The organism is Pyxidicoccus fallax (assembly GCF_012933655.1).
Taxonomy (GTDB): domain Bacteria; phylum Myxococcota; class Myxococcia; order Myxococcales; family Myxococcaceae; genus Myxococcus; species Myxococcus fallax.
On record NZ_JABBJJ010000319.1, the window covers coordinates 1 to 14,754 of the forward strand.

The window sequence follows — 14,754 nt, forward strand, 5'->3', positions numbered from 1 at the left end:
CCTCCCTCCCACGAAACCCAGCACGAGCCCCACGGCGAGGCTCACCCACACGGACGGCTTGGACACGGCGCGACTCCCTGAAGAAGAGACACCGGTGGCGCGCGGGTGCGCCGCGAGCCACCACCGGGCCAGCCTCCTCGGGCCGGCGCTCCGGGAGTGACGCGAGCCCGTCCGGAGTTTCAGCGCCTCATTTCTTTCGAGCGTTCCGGGAGTGAGGCGTGAGCGTCAGCCGTGGCTGCCCGCCTCGATTCTTCCCGCGCACCCCGTCAGCGGGGCGTGAGCGTCAGCCGCGTCTCACCCAGCGGCCGGCCCTCGGCGTCCACGAAGCGCGCCCGCACGTCCAGCGCGCCGCTGAGCCACCCGCCCTGCACCGGCGTGCTGTACGGCAGCGGCACGTCCACGCCCGCCGCCACTTCCGCCGCGGTGCCCTCGCTCGGGAAGAAGCGCAGCGGCTCCCCCGTACCCGATGGCGGCGCCGCCTCGATGGTCAGCCGCGCCCCTTCCGGCGCCGTGTAGGCGAACTGCACCGAGTCTCCCTCGCCGCACGCCAGCGTCCCACCCGGCCGCGCCTCACCGCGCACCTGTCCGTCCGCGCCGACGCAGAAGGCCCGCGCGCCCCACGCCGAGCCCGCCTGCGCCGAGCGCGCCGTCCACTCGTCCGCCGGGTCCTTCGCCGTCGTCCTCGGCATCACCACCAGCACCGCCAGCCCCGCCGCCACGGCGAACCCCAGCGACGCCCCCATCCACGGCCGGAAGAAGGAGACGCGCTCGGGACGCGGCACCGCCCGGACCGGAGCGCTCGCGGCCGCCGCCTTCGCTCCGAGCCGCGCGAACAGCTCCCCCTCCAGCAGCGCCTGCCGGTTCTCCGGAAGCGCGCGCTGCTCCAGCGAGGACTCCACGCGCGACAGCCGGTCGTACGCCTCGCGGCAGTTGCCGCAGGTGGCCGCGTGCGCGCGCAGGCGGGTGAAGCCCTCCGTGTCCAGCTCGCCACGGAAGAGCGCCGCCAGGTCCTGCTTCGCCTTCGTGTTCGCGCACTCCGTCATGACTCGCCTCGCCGTCTGAAGAAGCTCCAGCCCCGCGACTCCAGGCCCTCCAGGTACCCGCGCGCCTGGAGGAAGCCGAGCAGCCGCGTCTTGATGCCATGCTCCCGCCGCCGCACCTGGATGCGGGTGAGCCCCATGCGGCTCGCCGCCGTCTCCTGCGGCAGCCCCTCGCCGAAGCGCAGCTCGAACAGCCGCCGCTCCTCGTCGTTGAGTCCGTCCTTGAAACCCGCCACCAGCGCCTCCACCTCCCGGTCCTCCAGCAGCTGCGCAAGCCCCGGGCCGTCCTCCACCACCTCGCCCTTCTGCTCGAAGGGCTCCAGCCCCACCGCCAGCTCGCGGTTGCGCGTCTGCTCCAGCAGCACGTTGCGCGCGATGCCCATGAGGAAGTGCCCGTACGGCCGCGTGCCGTCGTAGGCCGCGCGCGTGCGTGGCTCGAAGGCCCGGGCGAAGGTCTCCAGGAGTGTGTTCTCCAACTCCATCGCGCTCTTCAGGTGGGAAAACACGCCCCCCCTCCAGGCAGCCGCCCTCAGCATGCGCGCCAGCCCCTCGGCGTGCTCGCGGTACACGGCTGCCAGGACGTCCGGTGTGCCTTCCCGGAAGCGCCGCAGGTTGTCGTCATCCCACTCCATCCTTCAGGGGCTTACCGCGACGTGCGGTCCCCGTCATCCCATGTTGACGGGAGGGGGCTTGAGTGGATTGCGCAAGTGAACTCGTGGCACCTTTGGCCCTGCGGCGGTCCCATAACGAATGAAATTTTCTCCCAGCGCATCCCTGGTGACCCTCTGGGTCTTCCTGCTCGCCACGCTGCCCGCGAGCGCCGCGTCCGAGGACGTGGCCTACGCGCTCATCGTGGCCCACAACGGTGGCCTGGACCGGAGCCAGGCCCCGCTGCGCTACGCCGACGACGACGGCGCGCGGTACCACGAGCTGCTGGCGCCCCGCGTGAAGGAGGCGGTGCTGCTGAGCGTGCTGGACGAGGAGACGCAGGTCCTCCATCCGGGGCTGGCCGCGAAGACGCGCCCGCCCACGCGCGCGGCGCTGAAGGAGGCCCTCACGCGGCTGAACGCCCGGATGGCGGAGGACCGCGCCCGGGGCGCGCGGCCGGTGCTGTACTTCGTCTTCACCGGCCACGGGAAGCGGGGCGCCGCGGGCGAGGGGACGGTGAGCCTCCTGGACGGGCCCTTCACCCGCACGGACCTCTTCGAGGGCGTGCTCGCGCCCAGCCAGGCGTCCTTCGTCCACCTCATCGTGGACGCGTGTGATTCGTACTATTTCGTGCACTCGCGGGGCGCGCTGCCGGTGGGGCCCACCCAGGCGGCGGCCGTGAAGGGGCTCCTGGCCATGCGCGAGCTGGAGCGCTACCCGCAGGTGGGCGTGGTGCTGTCCACCTCCACCGAGCAGGAGAGCCATGAGTGGAGCGCCATCCGCTCGGGCGTCTTCAGCCACATGGTGCGCTCGGCGCTCGCGGGCGCGGCGGACGTCAACGCGGACGGGCGGGTGGAGTACTCGGAGCTGCACGCCTTCGTCGCCGCCGCCAGCCAGGGCGTGGAGGACGTGCGCGGTCGGCTCGCGGCCTTCGTGCGGCCGCCCGCGCTGGACCGCTCGGCGTCGCTGGCGAATCTGGGCGCGCGCGCGGCGGTGGGCTACCTGCTGATGCCCCGGGGCGTGGAGGGGCGGCTGTGGGTGGAGGACGACCGGGGCCTGCGGGTGGCGGAGCTCCACAAGGAGCGCGAGCGCTCGCTGGTGCTGGCGCTGCCCACGGGGCGCGGCTACTTCCTGCGCATGGCGGGACGTGAAGCGCCGTTCACCTTCTCGCGCGCGGGCGCGGTGGTGGACGGCGGCGGCCTGCCCTGGCGCGAGACGGCCTTCGCCGCGCGCGGGGCGGTGCAGGACGCGCTGCGCGACAAGCTCTTCTCGGTGCCCTTCGGCTCGCGCTTCTACCGTGGCTATGTGGCCAACCTCGAGCTGCCGCCGGTGGCGCCCGAGGAAGGACCGGACCTCTCGCCATGAGCGCCCTGTCTCTCGCGCTGTTCCTCTCGCTCACGCAGGCCGCCACGGCCGGCTGCCAGGGCGAGAAGGTGGTGTTGCTCCCCTTCGACACGGTGGCGCTGTCGCGCGCGGAGACCCGCGCGTTGGAAGAGGCCGCGCGCCGGGCGGTGGCCGCCACCCCCGGCGTGTGCCTGGAGTCCCGCGCGGACACGGTGGAGCGGCTGCGCGCGCTGGGGCCCGGGGCGCTCGCCTGTGAGGGCTCGCAGTGCCTGGGCGCGCGGGGCGTGGCGCCCGGCGCGGCGTGGCTGGTGCGCGGCGTGGCGCTCGGCCTGGGCGGTGGGCGCAGCGTGGTGCTGTCGCTGGTGGACTCGCTGGGCTGGGAGTCGCGCCAGACGTTCCAGCTTCCCGGAGTGAACGCGGAGCCCGGCGAGGCCGAGGCGAAGTCGCGGCAGTCCTTCAAGACGTTGTGGACGGCGCGTCCCTCGGCGCGAGGCGCCGTGGCGGAGCGGACGGCCGGCGTGGAGAAGCCGGCGCGCGTGTGGCCCAAGGTGCTGCTGGCCGCGGGAGGCGCGGCGCTGGCGGCGGGCGTGGGCTTCGGCATGGCCTCGCGCCGCGCGGAGTCCCGGCTGTCGGCGGGCAACGCGGGCTGCGCGGGTGACGGCGAGGCCTTCCGCGCGTGTCTCGATGGGAAGCTGCGCGATGGCCGGAGGCAGGCCCACACGGCCAACGTGCTGCTGGGCGCGGGCGCGCTGCTGGGCGCGGGCGGCACGTTCTTCCTCGTGTGGGAGCTGCCATGAGACGCGCACTGCCCGCCGTGCTGGCCTTCGTGGTGATGGCCGCGTGCACCTTCGCGCCGGACCTGTCCCGCTTCGTCCCGTGTGACGCGCAGGGGGCCTGTCCCTCGGGCTCCACGTGTCTCGCCGCCGAGGCGCGGTGCGTCCCGGACTGCGGTGAGAGTGCGACGTGTGGCCCCGTGGACCCGCCGCCCACGGAAGACGATGCCGGCGAGCCGATGGCCGATGGCGGCGCAGACGCGGGGCCGGAGGACGCGGGGCCGGTCGAGGATGGAGGCTCGGACGCGGGCGTGGACGCGGGCGTGGAGGATGGAGGTGTTCCGACGGCGCTCGCGCTGAACCCGGATGGGCTCGCGGCGGGCGTGGAGGGAGTGCCGTACAGCGGCCAGGTGAGCGCGCGTGGCGGAACGCCTCCGTACACGTTCAACGCCACCGTGGCGCTGCCCGCCGGGCTCACGCTCGACGAGGAGGGGCGGATTTCCGGCACGCCCGCCTCGGCGGGGGACGTCTATGTCTCCGTCGACGTGACGGACCAGAGCACGCCTCCGAAGCGGGCGAGCGGCAGCATCCTCCTTCGCGTCCGCGGGCGGCTGCGCATGGTCGGGCCGCTGACGCTCGCGAACGCGCCGCGAGGCGGGGGCTATGCCGAGCGCCTGTACGCCACGGGCGGCATTCCGCCCTACCGCTTCTCGTTGGAGCCGGGCAGCGCCCTGCCCTCGGGGCTGAACCTGAACGACACCGGCGCGGTGACGGGAACCTCCGGGCAGGAGGGGACCGTGAGCTTCACGGTGCGGGTGGTGGACAGCGATTCGCCGCCGCAGGAAGCCACTCGCGAGCTGTCGATATCGACGGTCAACGTGACGCTGGCCATGGACATCGCGACCCGGGCCCTGCCGGACGGGCGCGTGGGGACGCCGTACAGCTATACCCTGCGCGTCGTCGGAGCGTCGGGGCCCTCCTGGAATGTGGCGAGCGGGTGGGCGCTGCCGCCGGGCTTCCTGCTCGACGGCTCACAGGGGCTGCTGCACGGCACGCCGACGCGGCCCGGGGACTACACCATCCGCTTCGCCGCCAGCGTCCTGCTCCAGGGCGACGAGCAAACCCTGGAACTCCACGTGGACTGACCCGGCGCGCGCGTGTCCCGGACGGGCGCGCGCGCCGGTGCCCTCGTCAGGCCAGCAGGTCCAGCAGCGGGCTGTTGGCGGGGACGAGCGGCTTCGGCAGGTCCCACATCACGGTGGGGTTGCGGTAGCCCAGCGTGAAGGACGTGAGGATGGCGGGCCAGCGGTCCGCGAAGCTCGCCCAGTTGTACTCGGTGGGCTTGGACGTGAGCGGGTTGGAGTCGCGGTCCCGCTGGGTGGCGGCGTAGTCGGAGAAGTTCCACACCACCGTGCCCAGCTCCAGGCGCAAGAGCGGCGTCATGGCCTGCGTGAGGTCGGGGCGGGACACCTCGTCCGGCAGCCGCGCGGGTGGGGTGAAGGCGGGCTGCACCGCGTCGTGCTGCTCGCGCCAGGCGAAGCAGTTGTTGGCGATGGCGATGAGCGCGTCGCGCGCGCCACCGCCGGGCGCCTGACGGGCGGTCTCGGTGAGCGCGAAGGCCGCCACCACGAGGCTGGGGCCGGACACGTCGGGCAGCAGGCGCGCGAAGTCGGACGGCGCCGGAGTCTCACGGGTGCGGGTGATGAGGGCGTCGTACGCGCGCTTCGCCTGCTGGGACGTGGCGCCGCGCAGGGTGAACTCGCGCAGCACGCGCTCCGGAGTGAGGGCGCCCGCGCCCTGCCGCCACGCGAGGTATGCCTGCGCGGAGCCGCCGATGTCCGTGAAGATGGCGACGTTGCCCTCGTTGAGCAGGCGCTCCAGGGTGCGCGCCATCGCCTCGGTCTTGTCGAGCGGCAGCACGCCGGGGGCCAGGAAGAACAGTCGCGCGAAGCGGTGCGCGGTGGACCAGAGCGTGCGCGGGTCCGACAGCGGCTCCAGGTTCATGGCGCCCGCGAGCGCGCCAATCGCGGCGGCGGCGTCGCGCGGCAGCCCGTGCCAGCCGAGCGCGGTGGAGAGCTTCTCCGCGCCCTGGCGCATGGGGCCGGTGAGTCCCACGCGGTCATACGCGTGCGCCGCGCTGGGCAGGGCCTCTCCCTGGGCGATGTCGATGATGCGCCGGGCGATGGCCGCGCCGAGCAGGCCCTTGCCGGCCTCCTGCGAGGCATGGGGCGCGAAGGCGAACCAGCACGGGCGCACGCGGCTGGTGCCCCCGGGCCGGAAGTCCGGGTCCAGCAGCCCCTGCAGCGTCTGGGCGATGCGGATGTAGCCCTGGGTGATGAAGCGGTTCTGCCGTAGCGGCGTGCCGGCCGGGACTCCCGCGGGGGCCAGCAGGTCCGGAGCGGGGGCGCGCAGCACGTTCAGGTCGCGCAGCACGTTGAGCTCCGCCGCGGGCAGCGCGTCGGGCGCGTGGATGCGCAGCGCGGTGCGTGGCGGCTCCTCCGCGTGGGCGGCGGGCCCGGCGGGCGGTTGAGGACGCTTCGTCGCCATGGTTCGGCTCCAGGGCAGGGCGGGAGAGGGGGGCCACTATCGCCGGAATGCCCTGGGGAATGCTCGTCGGCCCATGGGCTTCACGGACAGGCCGGGCCCTGGCTGGCACCCTGCTCTCCGGTGCTTCCTGGACGGGCGGGTGGTTGTCCGGGCCCCGGAAGTCCCCACCTTTGAAGCAGAAAGGAGGCCGGGCCACATGGTGCGGAAGGTCGGCTGGGCGGTGCTGGGCATCGCGGGACTGTCGGTGCTGATGTGTGGTGGGTGCTCGGCCGAGGCTCAGTCCGGTGGCACGGGCGCGCGAGGAACCGAGCAGGTCGCTCCCGCGGCGGCGGGAGGACAGCAGGCGGGCAACCAGGCGCCGGCTTCCGGCACGGACGCGGAGCTGCGGCAGACCGTGGAGGCACTCCGCGCGGAGGTGACACGGCTCCAGCAGGAGGTGGCGCGGTTGCGAGGCGACACGGCCGGGACGGGCGTGGGCGGCTCGGGCACCCCGGTGGGAACCGGGGACACGCGCGCCGGTACCGCGGCACGAGGGACAGGCGGAAGCGGCTCGGCGGGTGCCGGGCAGGGGACAGGCGGTGAAGGGACGGCGGGCATGGGCACCGCGCAGGGCACCGGCGGTGGAGGCACGGCGGGCACGGGCACCGCGCAGGGCACCGGCGGTGCGGGCACAGAGACCCAGGGCAACGCGCAGGGCACCGGCGCTGGAGCCTCGGGCACCGGGCGGGGAACGGGCGGCGCGGGCACGGCGGGCACCGGGCAGGGGACAGGTGGCGCGGGAGCCACAGGAAGGGGTTCCGCCCCCGTCGTGAGTGACGTGCCTCCCTCGGGTTCGAACGTGCCGGCGCCGAGCGGCACGCAGATGGTGAACGCCATCTACACGGGCGAGGTGCGCTCGGTGTCGGGGAACCAGGTGGTCATCGGGCTGGAGACGGGCGCGCCGCTGGTGCTGGACGTGGATGCGCGCACGCGGGTGTTCCGGAATGGCCGCGGCATCGGCGTGCGGCAGCTCGAGAAGGGCGAGCAGGTACGCGCGGTGGTGGACCTGGTGGGCCAGGACCAGACGCTGGAGATCGCCGTGCTGCCGGCGGCGCCTCGGGGAGGCTGAGGCGGGGAGCCGGCCCACGCCCCGTCAGTCGCACGCTCCTCGCACGTCCATGGGAGGGAGGTTCCCATCATGACGGCCTATGACCGATATCGCGCGCTCCTGCGCAAGCTCGTGCTCGTGCGTGCGCGACATCCGGAGGGCGGCTCTCCCGAAGAGGATTCCCTGTTGGATGTCATGGACGAGGTCTGGGCGGAGATGACCGAGGGCGAGCGCTCCTGTATCTCCTCGGAGCGCTCTCGCGCGCTCGGCCTGCCCGATTCCCAGGACACCGACTCCGCGCCATCAACCCAGGGCTGAGGCCCTACTTGCGCGCCGTGGGCATGGACGGTGGAGGCCCCTCCATCGAACCATGGTGCGCGCCCGTTTCCCCGGCGTGAGGCGCTCGCGGCCGCGCTCGCAGCACCGCGCGCGAGTAGTCCACCACCGAGGCGAGCGACAGCACACCAATGAGCGCGACGAGCGGTGACACCGCCGGCGGGAAGAGCAGCACGCACAGCAGCGCCGCCAGCTGGAGCGCGGTGACAAGCTTGCCGAGCAGCCGCGCCTTGAGCTCCACCGGGCGCAATCCCGGCACCGCACGCGCGACGATGAAGCCGATGGCGGTGCCGATGTCGCGCACCACCAGCAGCAGCACCTCCGGCAGCGCGATGAGCCCGTCCAGGTAGCAGACGAGGATGGCCGTCACCATGAAGCCGCGGTCGGCCACCGGGTCGATGAGCGCGCCAATGCGCGTGGCGAGTCCCTTGTGCCGGGCAATCCACCCGTCCAGGAAGTCCGTGAAGGCCGCCAGCACGACGAGCGCCGCGCGCACCACCACGTCCGGGATGACGATGAAAGCCACCGCCATGGGCAGGCGTGACAGCGACAGGGTGTTGAGCAATGCAAGACGCGCCCGGCGGTGCATAGGCATCAAGGTGCTTCCTCGCCCGGAGTGATGCACGGGAACCGGCGTGTGACCGTTCAGCGGCGGACCCCATCTCGGACGGTTGCCCGGTCCAGGGATACTCCGGGCAGGCGACCGACTTCCCTCGGACGCCGGGCCCGGAGCACGGGCCGCCTCCAGCGTCCAGGCGCCGACGCCTGGGAGCTGCGATGGAACCCCGGAGCTGCGAGGATGGTCCAACCCGGGGACCGTCATCTCCCGTGCATTCCCCTCGTACCGGAGCCTCGCTACCGTGAAAGAGTCACCCCCTCGGACGTCCCGCGCATCCCTCCATTCCTCGCGCGAGGCCGGTGACTCGCTCCCGGAGGACGGGACAGGTCCGTCGACGCACGGCCACTCCGCGAGTCCCAGGCTCACGGTGCCAGGGCTCCTGTTGATGGCGGCGCTGCACCCCGGTGCCGTCGAGGCCTCCCCTGGCACGTCGACCGAGCCCCAGCCCGCGCCCGTCACCGCCGCCGAGCGGGAGGCGGCCCGTGATTCCTTCTTCAACATGCGGCGCTGGGTGCTGGCGGGCATGGGCTCCACCCTGCCCGCCGCCTCGGAGCCGCGTGCCCCCACGCGCGACGAGCTGGCGCGCTACGCGTGGCTGTCTCCGGACGCGCGGGTGCGGCCGCTGGAGGCCACCTTCGCGCCCCCGGAGGGCTACACGCGGGTCGCGGTGGAGCAGGGCTCGTTCGGCGCGTGGCTGCGAGGCCTGCCGCTGCGTCCGGAGGGCACGCCGGTGCTCCACTTCCGGGGCGGCGAGGTGCTGCCCGCGGACGACGCGAGGCTGGCGGCGGTGGCGGAACTGGACGTGGGCCAGGCCAACCTGCAGCAGTGCGCGGACTCCGTCATCCGTCTCCACGCGGAGTGGCTCTGGTCCAGCAACCAGCGCGAGCGCATCGCCTACCGCTTCACCAGTGGCCACCTGGCGTCCTGGCCGAAGTACGCCGCGGGGGACAGGGCGCGCGTCACGGGCTCGAAGGTGGCGTGGGTGCGCAGCGCGGGCGCGGATGCATCGCGTGCGGCGTTCCGCGCGTACCTGGACCTCGTCTTCAACTACGCGGGCACGCTGTCGCTGGAGCCGCTGAAGGGCCGTCCCTCGCGCGAGGACGTGCGGCCCGGGGACTTCTTCGTGCTGGGCGGCAGCCCGGGGCACGCGGTGATGGTGCTGGACGTGGCGGCCAACGCCGAGGGCCGCCGGGTGGCGCTGCTGGGGCAGGGCTTCATGCCCGCGCAGGACTTCCACGTGCTGTCCCCCGGCGGAGGAGAGGACACGGCGCCCTGGTTCCCGCTGGAAGGCGACGCGGTGGCCACGCCGTTCTGGAAGCCCTTCCCCTGGTCCTCGCTGCGCCGCTTTCCGTGAGGCCCGCCCTCGTGTCCCTCCGAGCGCCGGTCCAGCGTTCCTGCCACCGCGAAGCCCCCCAGCTCCTGACGGTGGCCATGGGCCAGACCCTGCTGCTCGGAAGGGACCCGTCTCAGGCGGGCCCGTGCACCACGCTCACGAGTGCAGCGGCTGCTGCAGCGGCTCCGCCTGCGGGGCGGAGACGACGGGGGCCTGGGAGCCCGTCGGGCGCGTGAGGTACTGGATGATGCTGTTGTCCTTGCCCAGGTACGTGTCGAAGTTGTTCACGCCGTCCTCCAAGAGCCCGGCCTTCTCCAGCTCCAGGTGCATGGCGGGCAGGTTGTAGAAGGGCACGGACGGGAAGGCGTGGTGCGTGAGGTGGTAGTGCACGTTGAGCGGCGCCACGAAGAAGTTCTCCAGCGCGGTGCCCGTCACGTCGCGCGTCTCGCGCGTCTCGTCGCCCTTGGGCTCCTGGTCGATGGGGTGCTCACCCAGCGCGCGCAGGCGGAAGAAGGCCATCATCACCGTCGTCGTGGGCAGCACCCACAAGAGCAGCCAGTGCAGCCACGCGCCCGTCGTCACCAGCACCGTGACGAGCGTGGCCACGTACAGCCAGTAGCGCACGTGCTCCATCGCGGAGATGCCCGGCTGGCCCTTGCGGGCCAGGCGGCCCCAGTACGTCCACGGCAGCACCACCTTCAGGTGGTTGGGGGCGTACAGGCCCAGCGCGTCGCCCAGGAACACCAGCGTCGCGCGCACCGGCGTGCGCGGGAAGTGCCACGACGTGTCCGCCTGCTGCCCCGCCCAGTACGGGTCCTGCGGCGTGTTCACGTAGCGGTGGTGCATCATGTGCTCGTAGCGGTAGCCCGCCGTCGTCATGTTCAGCGGGAAGGCGCAGAGCATGTCGCTGACCAGCTCGTTCGCCGTCCGGTTGGACAGGAAGTGGTAGTGCGCCGCCTCGTGCATCAGCGCCAGCAGCGCGTGCTGCCGCGAGGCGATGATCAGCGCCGCGATGGGCCACGCCCACCAGCGGTCCACCATGACGACGAACGCGAAGGCCGCGACGATGACCAGCCACTGCGAGGCCAGGGCCCACAGCGCCCGACCATTGCTCACCTGGGACATCTCACGGGTGACGGCAGCCAGCGCCTTCCGGTCGACCCGGCGCGCGAACTGGGTATCGGCCTCGTCCACTACCTCGGCGTACATGATGGGGGGCTCCTTCTGCTTCTGGATTCACTACGAAGCAGGGTGTACCCCGACTCTTTCGCCCGAAACACGTCAGTCTGGCAAGAATTTTCTTTCAGGACCGGAAGCGTTTCACAGTGAAGAGGGGATATCGAGTCATGCCGTACCCCATGGGGGTATCCAATGACTCCGTGGTTTACTCATTGTGCGGGTTGAGTCGTCCTGGAGGCGTGGGCCCGGCCGTCTTCCCGCATGGATGCGCGGACGTGAAAAGGGCCTGGAGACCGGAAGTGGTCGCCAGGCCCTTGGGATTTTCCAGCGGCGGCGGGGTGCGCTCAGGTCAGCTCAGCGCTCCCACTCCACCCTCAGGTGCTTCATCTGGCGCAGGACGATGCTCTGCCAGATGCCGTAGTCCTGGTTGGGGACGAGCTTCAGGTCCGGCAGCATGTCCAGCAGGGTGTTGGTGGTGATCTGGTACTGGAGGCGGGCCAGGGGCGCGCCCAGGCAGAAGTGGGTGCCGTGGCCGAAGGTGAGGTGCTGGGGCACCTTCTCGCGCGTCACGTCGAGCTTGCTGGAGAACGGGCAGCGCGACTCGTCCCGGCTGCCGGCCGCGTACAGGAGCATCAGCCGCGAGCCCGCCGGAATCTTTACCCCGCCCACCTCCACGTCCTCGCGCGCGGTGCGGATCATGGAGTGTGAGACGGAGTCGTACCGGCTGGACTCCTCGAGGAACTTCATCACCAGCTCACGGTTGTGGCGCATCATTCCCCACATGCCGTGCTCCAGGGCCAGCTTCCAGGTGTTGGCCATGAGGGCGGTGGTGGACTCGTGGCCGGCGGACAGCATGGACGCGCCGATGGCCATGATGAGCTCGTCCATCGTCAGGGCCTCGCCGTTGTCCTCCACGGCGACGAGGTAGCTGGTGAGGTCCTCCTTGGGGTTCTTCTTGCGGTCCTCGATGAGGCGCACGCAGTACTGCTGGAACTCGATGACGCCCTTGGCCATCTCCACCTGCTGCTCGGCGGGGATGTGCTCGAAGGTGAGCTGCTGCCAGTCCGCGCTCCAGCGCTTGATCTTCCACACGTCCTCGGCGGGCACGCCCATGATGCCGAGGATGACGTACGCGGGCAGCGGGTAGGCGAGCTGCTCCACCAGGTCCGCGCGGCCATCGTTGGCGAACTTCGCCACCATCTCGGTGGCCAGCTTCTGGATGAAGGGCGCCATGCCATTGATGCGCGCGGGGGTGAAGCCGCGGTTCATCAGCCGGCGCAGGCGGGTGTGGTCCGGCGGGTCCATGCCCAGCAGCACGTGCCGCGTGTCGAAGCCCTGCGCGAGGATGGCCTTCGCCTCTTCCGTCAGGTGCGTGCCGCTGCCCAGCATGTCCCGGTTGGAGAAGCGCGCCGGGTCCTTCAGCACCGCCGTGATGTCGTCATAGCGGCTGACCAGCCACATGTTCAGCATGGGGCTGAAGGTGACCGGCTCGTCCTTGCGCAGCTTCTCGAAGAAGTCGTGCGGGTTGGCCACGTGGGGCCCGAAGAACGGGTTGTACTGCGCGCCAAGGTGGGGGCTCGGCACCGTCGCGGAGGCGTGGGCGGGAACTCCGGTCTCTTCCTGCTTCTGCACATTCACGGGCATGGCTTGACTCGTGGGTCGAGCGAGCCCCCCCAAAGGTCGACGCTCGCTAACGGGTGGTGGGAGTGGAGGGGTGGGACGCCCCTTCACCGGATGAGGCTGGAAAAACGGACGAGGAGCCGGAACGAGGACAACCCGGGCGCGATGTGGCTCCCTTGGAGCCCCGCATATACAACAATTCCACGCTTCCTGGCCAGTAAGGGCATATTTTTCCACAAAGACCGGCATTTGGTCAGCCCGAGACACTCCCCTGGACTGGCGTAAGGGCTTGAATTGCCTTGTTTTTCGCTGGAGCGAAAAAGATTCACAACAGATGTTGCGACCTCGGGGCATGGGTGGATCCACCCCGCCAGGGCGGGTGGTGACCCATGGGTGGCCATCATTTCCAGGCCCCGGAATGGGCCTGGAAGGGTGGGGGGGCGAGGCGCTCGGAGGGCCTCAGCCGTGCTTCTTGCGCTGCTTGATGCGGTTCTGCTCGACCCAGGCGCGAGCCTCGGGGAGCGTCTTCACGAAGGCGGTCTCGAAGCGCGTCTTGCCGGTGAAGAGCATGGCCAGGGCGAGGACCTTGCCGAAGGTCTGCTGGACCACGTCCGCGCCGACGTAGACGACGCCCTTGAACCAGTCCGCCCGGCCATTCTCGGAGAGGTAGCGCCGGGGCTCCGCTCCAAGCTGGGACTGACCGATGTCGGCGATCATGTAGTACGGGCCGTGCTTCGCGGCCTCACCGTACACCGCCACCGCGCGCTGGATTTCCTCCAGGTTGATGGGCCCGGAGAAGGTCGCCATCACGAGGTCTGGCGGCTCATAGCGCACCACGTGGGCGCCCAGCTTCCACTCCTGCTGCTGCATGTCACTCCCTTCGAAACCCGGACGCAGCATAGCGCTCGCGCCGGATTGACGCGAGATTCACGGGTTTCTTGGAGAGCGGGAACTCCCAGGGAGGAGCGGGGACTCAGCCGGCCTTGCGCTGCGCGGCGGTGGAGCGGTGCTGGGTCACCCAGGCGCGGGCTTCGTCGAGGGTGGCGACGAACACGGTCTCGAAGCTCGTCTTGCCGGTGAAGAGCATGGCGAGGGCAATGGCCTTGCCGAAGGTGCGCTGCACCACGTCCGCGCCCACGTAGATGACGGCGTGGAACCACTCGGAGCGGCCGTTGTCGGAGAGGTACTTGCGGCCGGCGTTGTCAATCTGGGAGCGGCCGATGTCGGCGATGCAGTAGTACTGGCCGTGGCGCTCGAAGGTCTCCCGGTAGAGCTGCGAGGTGCGCTTCACATCGTCCATGTTGATGAGGCCGTTGAAGGACACCACGAGGGTGTCCGGCGGCTCGAAATGGGCGTTGTGCGCGCCGAACTTCAATTCGTCCTGCTGAGGCATGTCCTCCCCCTCGCTGTCCGTGATTGCGAGCGAGGATAGCGCCCGCGTCGCTCCAATGCGAAACCATCATCGCCCTTGCCAGGTAGGAGCAGCCGAGCGTGCCGTCTTCCGAACAGGCGCGGGGGGATGTTGGCGTGATGACCGTCGGGCGCTGGCATCCTTGACCGGCGCTGGGGTGGCTGGAGTCATGCCCCGCGTATGCGCCGACGTCTCTTTCCGCTGCTCGTGGCAGGCCTCGTCGCACTGGGGGTGGGTGCGTCCGGTTGCCGGCGCTCGAAGGAGCCGCGCGAGGAGGCGGGCCGTACGCGGCTGGTGTTCAAGTACCAGCCGCTGTGGGGGCCGCCGGGACCGTTCCGCGAGCTGCTGGCGCGCTTCGAGCGGGAGAACCCGGGGGTGGAGCTCGTCACGGAGGCGCTGCCCAACGCGTCGGACCTGGCGCACCAGTTCTTCCTCACGTCGCTGGAGGGTGGGGCGGACGACTTCGACGTGCTGGTGGCGGACGTCGTCTGGGTGCCCGAGTTCGCGCGCGCGGGGTGGATTGCGGACCTGTCCGAGCACTTCCCGCCCGAGCGCCTGCGCGCGGACTTCTTCCCCGGCCCGGTGGAGGCGGTGGTGGTGGACGGGCGGACGTACGCGGTGCCGTGGTACCTGGACGTGGGCGTCCTCTACTACCGCACGGACCTGGTGCCGCGGGCGCCGCGCACGTACGAGGAATTGAGGCGCTTCGCGCGCGAGGCGATGGCGAAGGCGCCCGGCATCCAGGGCTACGTGTGGCAGGGGCGGCAGTACGAGGGCCTGAGCTGCAACGTGTACGAGGCGCTGTGGGGGCACGGGG

Annotated in this window: 15 protein-coding genes; 7 read left to right on the forward strand and 8 right to left on the reverse strand. The window is 71.4% G+C overall.

All coding sequences use genetic code 11. The features are described from left to right. Positions 1–266: 266 nt before the first annotated feature. Together HG543_RS42090 and HG543_RS42095 are read right to left on the reverse strand one after the other, a co-directional pair. Positions 267–1,043 carry a hypothetical protein gene (locus HG543_RS42090; protein WP_169350584.1) on the reverse strand — a complete coding sequence of 259 codons (777 nt, stop codon included), beginning with the start codon at positions 1,041–1,043 and terminating at the stop codon, positions 267–269. After that, positions 1,040–1,546 carry an RNA polymerase sigma factor gene (locus HG543_RS42095; RefSeq protein ID WP_343073578.1) on the reverse strand — a complete coding sequence of 169 codons (507 nt, stop codon included), beginning with the start codon at positions 1,544–1,546 and terminating at the stop codon, positions 1,040–1,042. Before HG543_RS42095 ends, HG543_RS42090 begins: the two co-directional genes overlap by 4 nt. Before the next feature lie 244 nt (positions 1,547–1,790). Here HG543_RS42095 and HG543_RS42100 point away from each other — a divergent pair, with 244 nt between their 5' ends. The 3 genes from HG543_RS42100 to HG543_RS42110 are packed head-to-tail and all read left to right on the forward strand — an operon-like array spanning position 1,791 to position 4,950. Further along, positions 1,791–3,053: a caspase family protein gene (locus HG543_RS42100; protein WP_169350586.1), complete on the forward strand. Its 1,263-nt coding sequence runs from the start codon at positions 1,791–1,793 to the stop codon at positions 3,051–3,053. Next, the gene (locus HG543_RS42105) at positions 3,050–3,829 is read left to right on the forward strand and encodes a hypothetical protein (protein ID WP_169350587.1); all 780 of its coding nucleotides are present in this window, start codon (positions 3,050–3,052) and stop codon (positions 3,827–3,829) included. Before HG543_RS42100 ends, HG543_RS42105 begins: the two co-directional genes overlap by 4 nt. Continuing rightward, positions 3,826–4,950, forward strand: coding sequence for an Ig domain-containing protein (locus tag HG543_RS42110; protein WP_169350588.1), 1,125 nt, complete (start codon positions 3,826–3,828; stop codon positions 4,948–4,950). The genes HG543_RS42105 and HG543_RS42110 overlap by 4 nt, the downstream gene beginning before the upstream one ends. Positions 4,951–4,996: 46 nt before the next feature. Here the strand turns inward: HG543_RS42110 and HG543_RS42115 are convergent, their stop codons facing one another. After that, positions 4,997–6,352 carry a hypothetical protein gene (locus HG543_RS42115; RefSeq protein WP_169350589.1) on the reverse strand — a complete coding sequence of 452 codons (1,356 nt, stop codon included), beginning with the start codon at positions 6,350–6,352 and terminating at the stop codon, positions 4,997–4,999. Positions 6,353–6,548: 196 nt separating this feature from the next. Between HG543_RS42115 and HG543_RS54750 the strand changes: the two genes are divergently transcribed. Continuing rightward, a complete protein-coding gene (locus HG543_RS54750) occupies positions 6,549–7,460 on the forward strand; it encodes a hypothetical protein (RefSeq protein ID WP_211194532.1) in 912 nt (303 codons plus the stop codon). A gap of 69 nt (positions 7,461–7,529) precedes the next feature. Further along, complete coding sequence (locus HG543_RS42125; protein ID WP_169350590.1) at positions 7,530–7,757, forward strand: hypothetical protein; 228 nt, start codon at positions 7,530–7,532, stop codon at positions 7,755–7,757. Positions 7,758–7,761: 4 nt separating this feature from the next. On the opposite strand, the gene HG543_RS42130 is transcribed toward HG543_RS42125, so the two are convergent. Continuing rightward, entirely contained in the window at positions 7,762–8,364 is a 603-nt protein-coding gene (locus HG543_RS42130) for a CDP-alcohol phosphatidyltransferase family protein (RefSeq protein ID WP_169350596.1), read from the reverse strand. 529 nt (positions 8,365–8,893) lie between these two features. Between HG543_RS42130 and HG543_RS42135 the strand changes: the two genes are divergently transcribed. Beyond that, positions 8,894–9,748: a DUF4846 domain-containing protein gene (locus HG543_RS42135; protein ID WP_169350597.1), complete on the forward strand. Its 855-nt coding sequence runs from the start codon at positions 8,894–8,896 to the stop codon at positions 9,746–9,748. Between the two features lie 135 nt (positions 9,749–9,883). Here HG543_RS42135 and HG543_RS42140 read toward each other — a convergent pair whose 3' ends face one another. The 4 genes from HG543_RS42140 to HG543_RS42155 form a co-directional block, all read right to left on the reverse strand. Then, positions 9,884–10,936 carry a fatty acid desaturase family protein gene (locus HG543_RS42140; RefSeq protein ID WP_169350591.1) on the reverse strand — a complete coding sequence of 351 codons (1,053 nt, stop codon included), beginning with the start codon at positions 10,934–10,936 and terminating at the stop codon, positions 9,884–9,886. Positions 10,937–11,260: 324 nt separating this feature from the next. Further along, a complete protein-coding gene (locus HG543_RS42145; protein WP_169350592.1) occupies positions 11,261–12,550 on the reverse strand; it encodes a cytochrome P450 in 1,290 nt (429 codons plus the stop codon). Positions 12,551–12,985: 435 nt separating this feature from the next. Further along, the gene (locus tag HG543_RS42150) at positions 12,986–13,396 is read right to left on the reverse strand and encodes a SpoIIAA family protein (RefSeq protein ID WP_171818595.1); all 411 of its coding nucleotides are present in this window, start codon (positions 13,394–13,396) and stop codon (positions 12,986–12,988) included. A 103-nt stretch (positions 13,397–13,499) separates the two neighbouring features. Further along, on the reverse strand, positions 13,500–13,919 hold the full coding sequence (locus HG543_RS42155) for a SpoIIAA family protein (protein ID WP_169350594.1): 420 nt from the start codon (positions 13,917–13,919) through the stop codon (positions 13,500–13,502). A gap of 198 nt (positions 13,920–14,117) precedes the next feature. Here HG543_RS42155 and HG543_RS42160 point away from each other — a divergent pair. Continuing rightward, the coding region (locus tag HG543_RS42160; RefSeq protein ID WP_169350595.1) for an extracellular solute-binding protein at positions 14,118–14,754 on the forward strand (637 nt) is incomplete at its 3' end.

Coding starts and splice junctions, on each gene's coding strand:
- HG543_RS42090 (WP_169350584.1), bottom strand. CDS start 1,043: ATGACGGAGTGCGCGAACACGAAGGCGAAGCAGGACCTGGCGGCGCTC.
- HG543_RS42100 (WP_169350586.1), top strand. CDS start 1,791: ATGAAATTTTCTCCCAGCGCATCCCTGGTGACCCTCTGGGTCTTCCTG.
- HG543_RS42105 (WP_169350587.1), top strand. CDS start 3,050: ATGAGCGCCCTGTCTCTCGCGCTGTTCCTCTCGCTCACGCAGGCCGCC.
- HG543_RS42110 (WP_169350588.1), top strand. CDS start 3,826: ATGAGACGCGCACTGCCCGCCGTGCTGGCCTTCGTGGTGATGGCCGCG.
- HG543_RS42115 (WP_169350589.1), bottom strand. CDS start 6,352: ATGGCGACGAAGCGTCCTCAACCGCCCGCCGGGCCCGCCGCCCACGCG.
- HG543_RS54750 (WP_211194532.1), top strand. CDS start 6,549: ATGGTGCGGAAGGTCGGCTGGGCGGTGCTGGGCATCGCGGGACTGTCG.
- HG543_RS42125 (WP_169350590.1), top strand. CDS start 7,530: ATGACGGCCTATGACCGATATCGCGCGCTCCTGCGCAAGCTCGTGCTC.
- HG543_RS42130 (WP_169350596.1), bottom strand. CDS start 8,364: ATGCACCGCCGGGCGCGTCTTGCATTGCTCAACACCCTGTCGCTGTCA.
- HG543_RS42135 (WP_169350597.1), top strand. CDS start 8,894: ATGCGGCGCTGGGTGCTGGCGGGCATGGGCTCCACCCTGCCCGCCGCC.
- HG543_RS42140 (WP_169350591.1), bottom strand. CDS start 10,936: ATGTACGCCGAGGTAGTGGACGAGGCCGATACCCAGTTCGCGCGCCGG.
- HG543_RS42145 (WP_169350592.1), bottom strand. CDS start 12,550: ATGCCCGTGAATGTGCAGAAGCAGGAAGAGACCGGAGTTCCCGCCCAC.
- HG543_RS42150 (WP_171818595.1), bottom strand. CDS start 13,396: ATGCAGCAGCAGGAGTGGAAGCTGGGCGCCCACGTGGTGCGCTATGAG.
- HG543_RS42155 (WP_169350594.1), bottom strand. CDS start 13,919: ATGCCTCAGCAGGACGAATTGAAGTTCGGCGCGCACAACGCCCATTTC.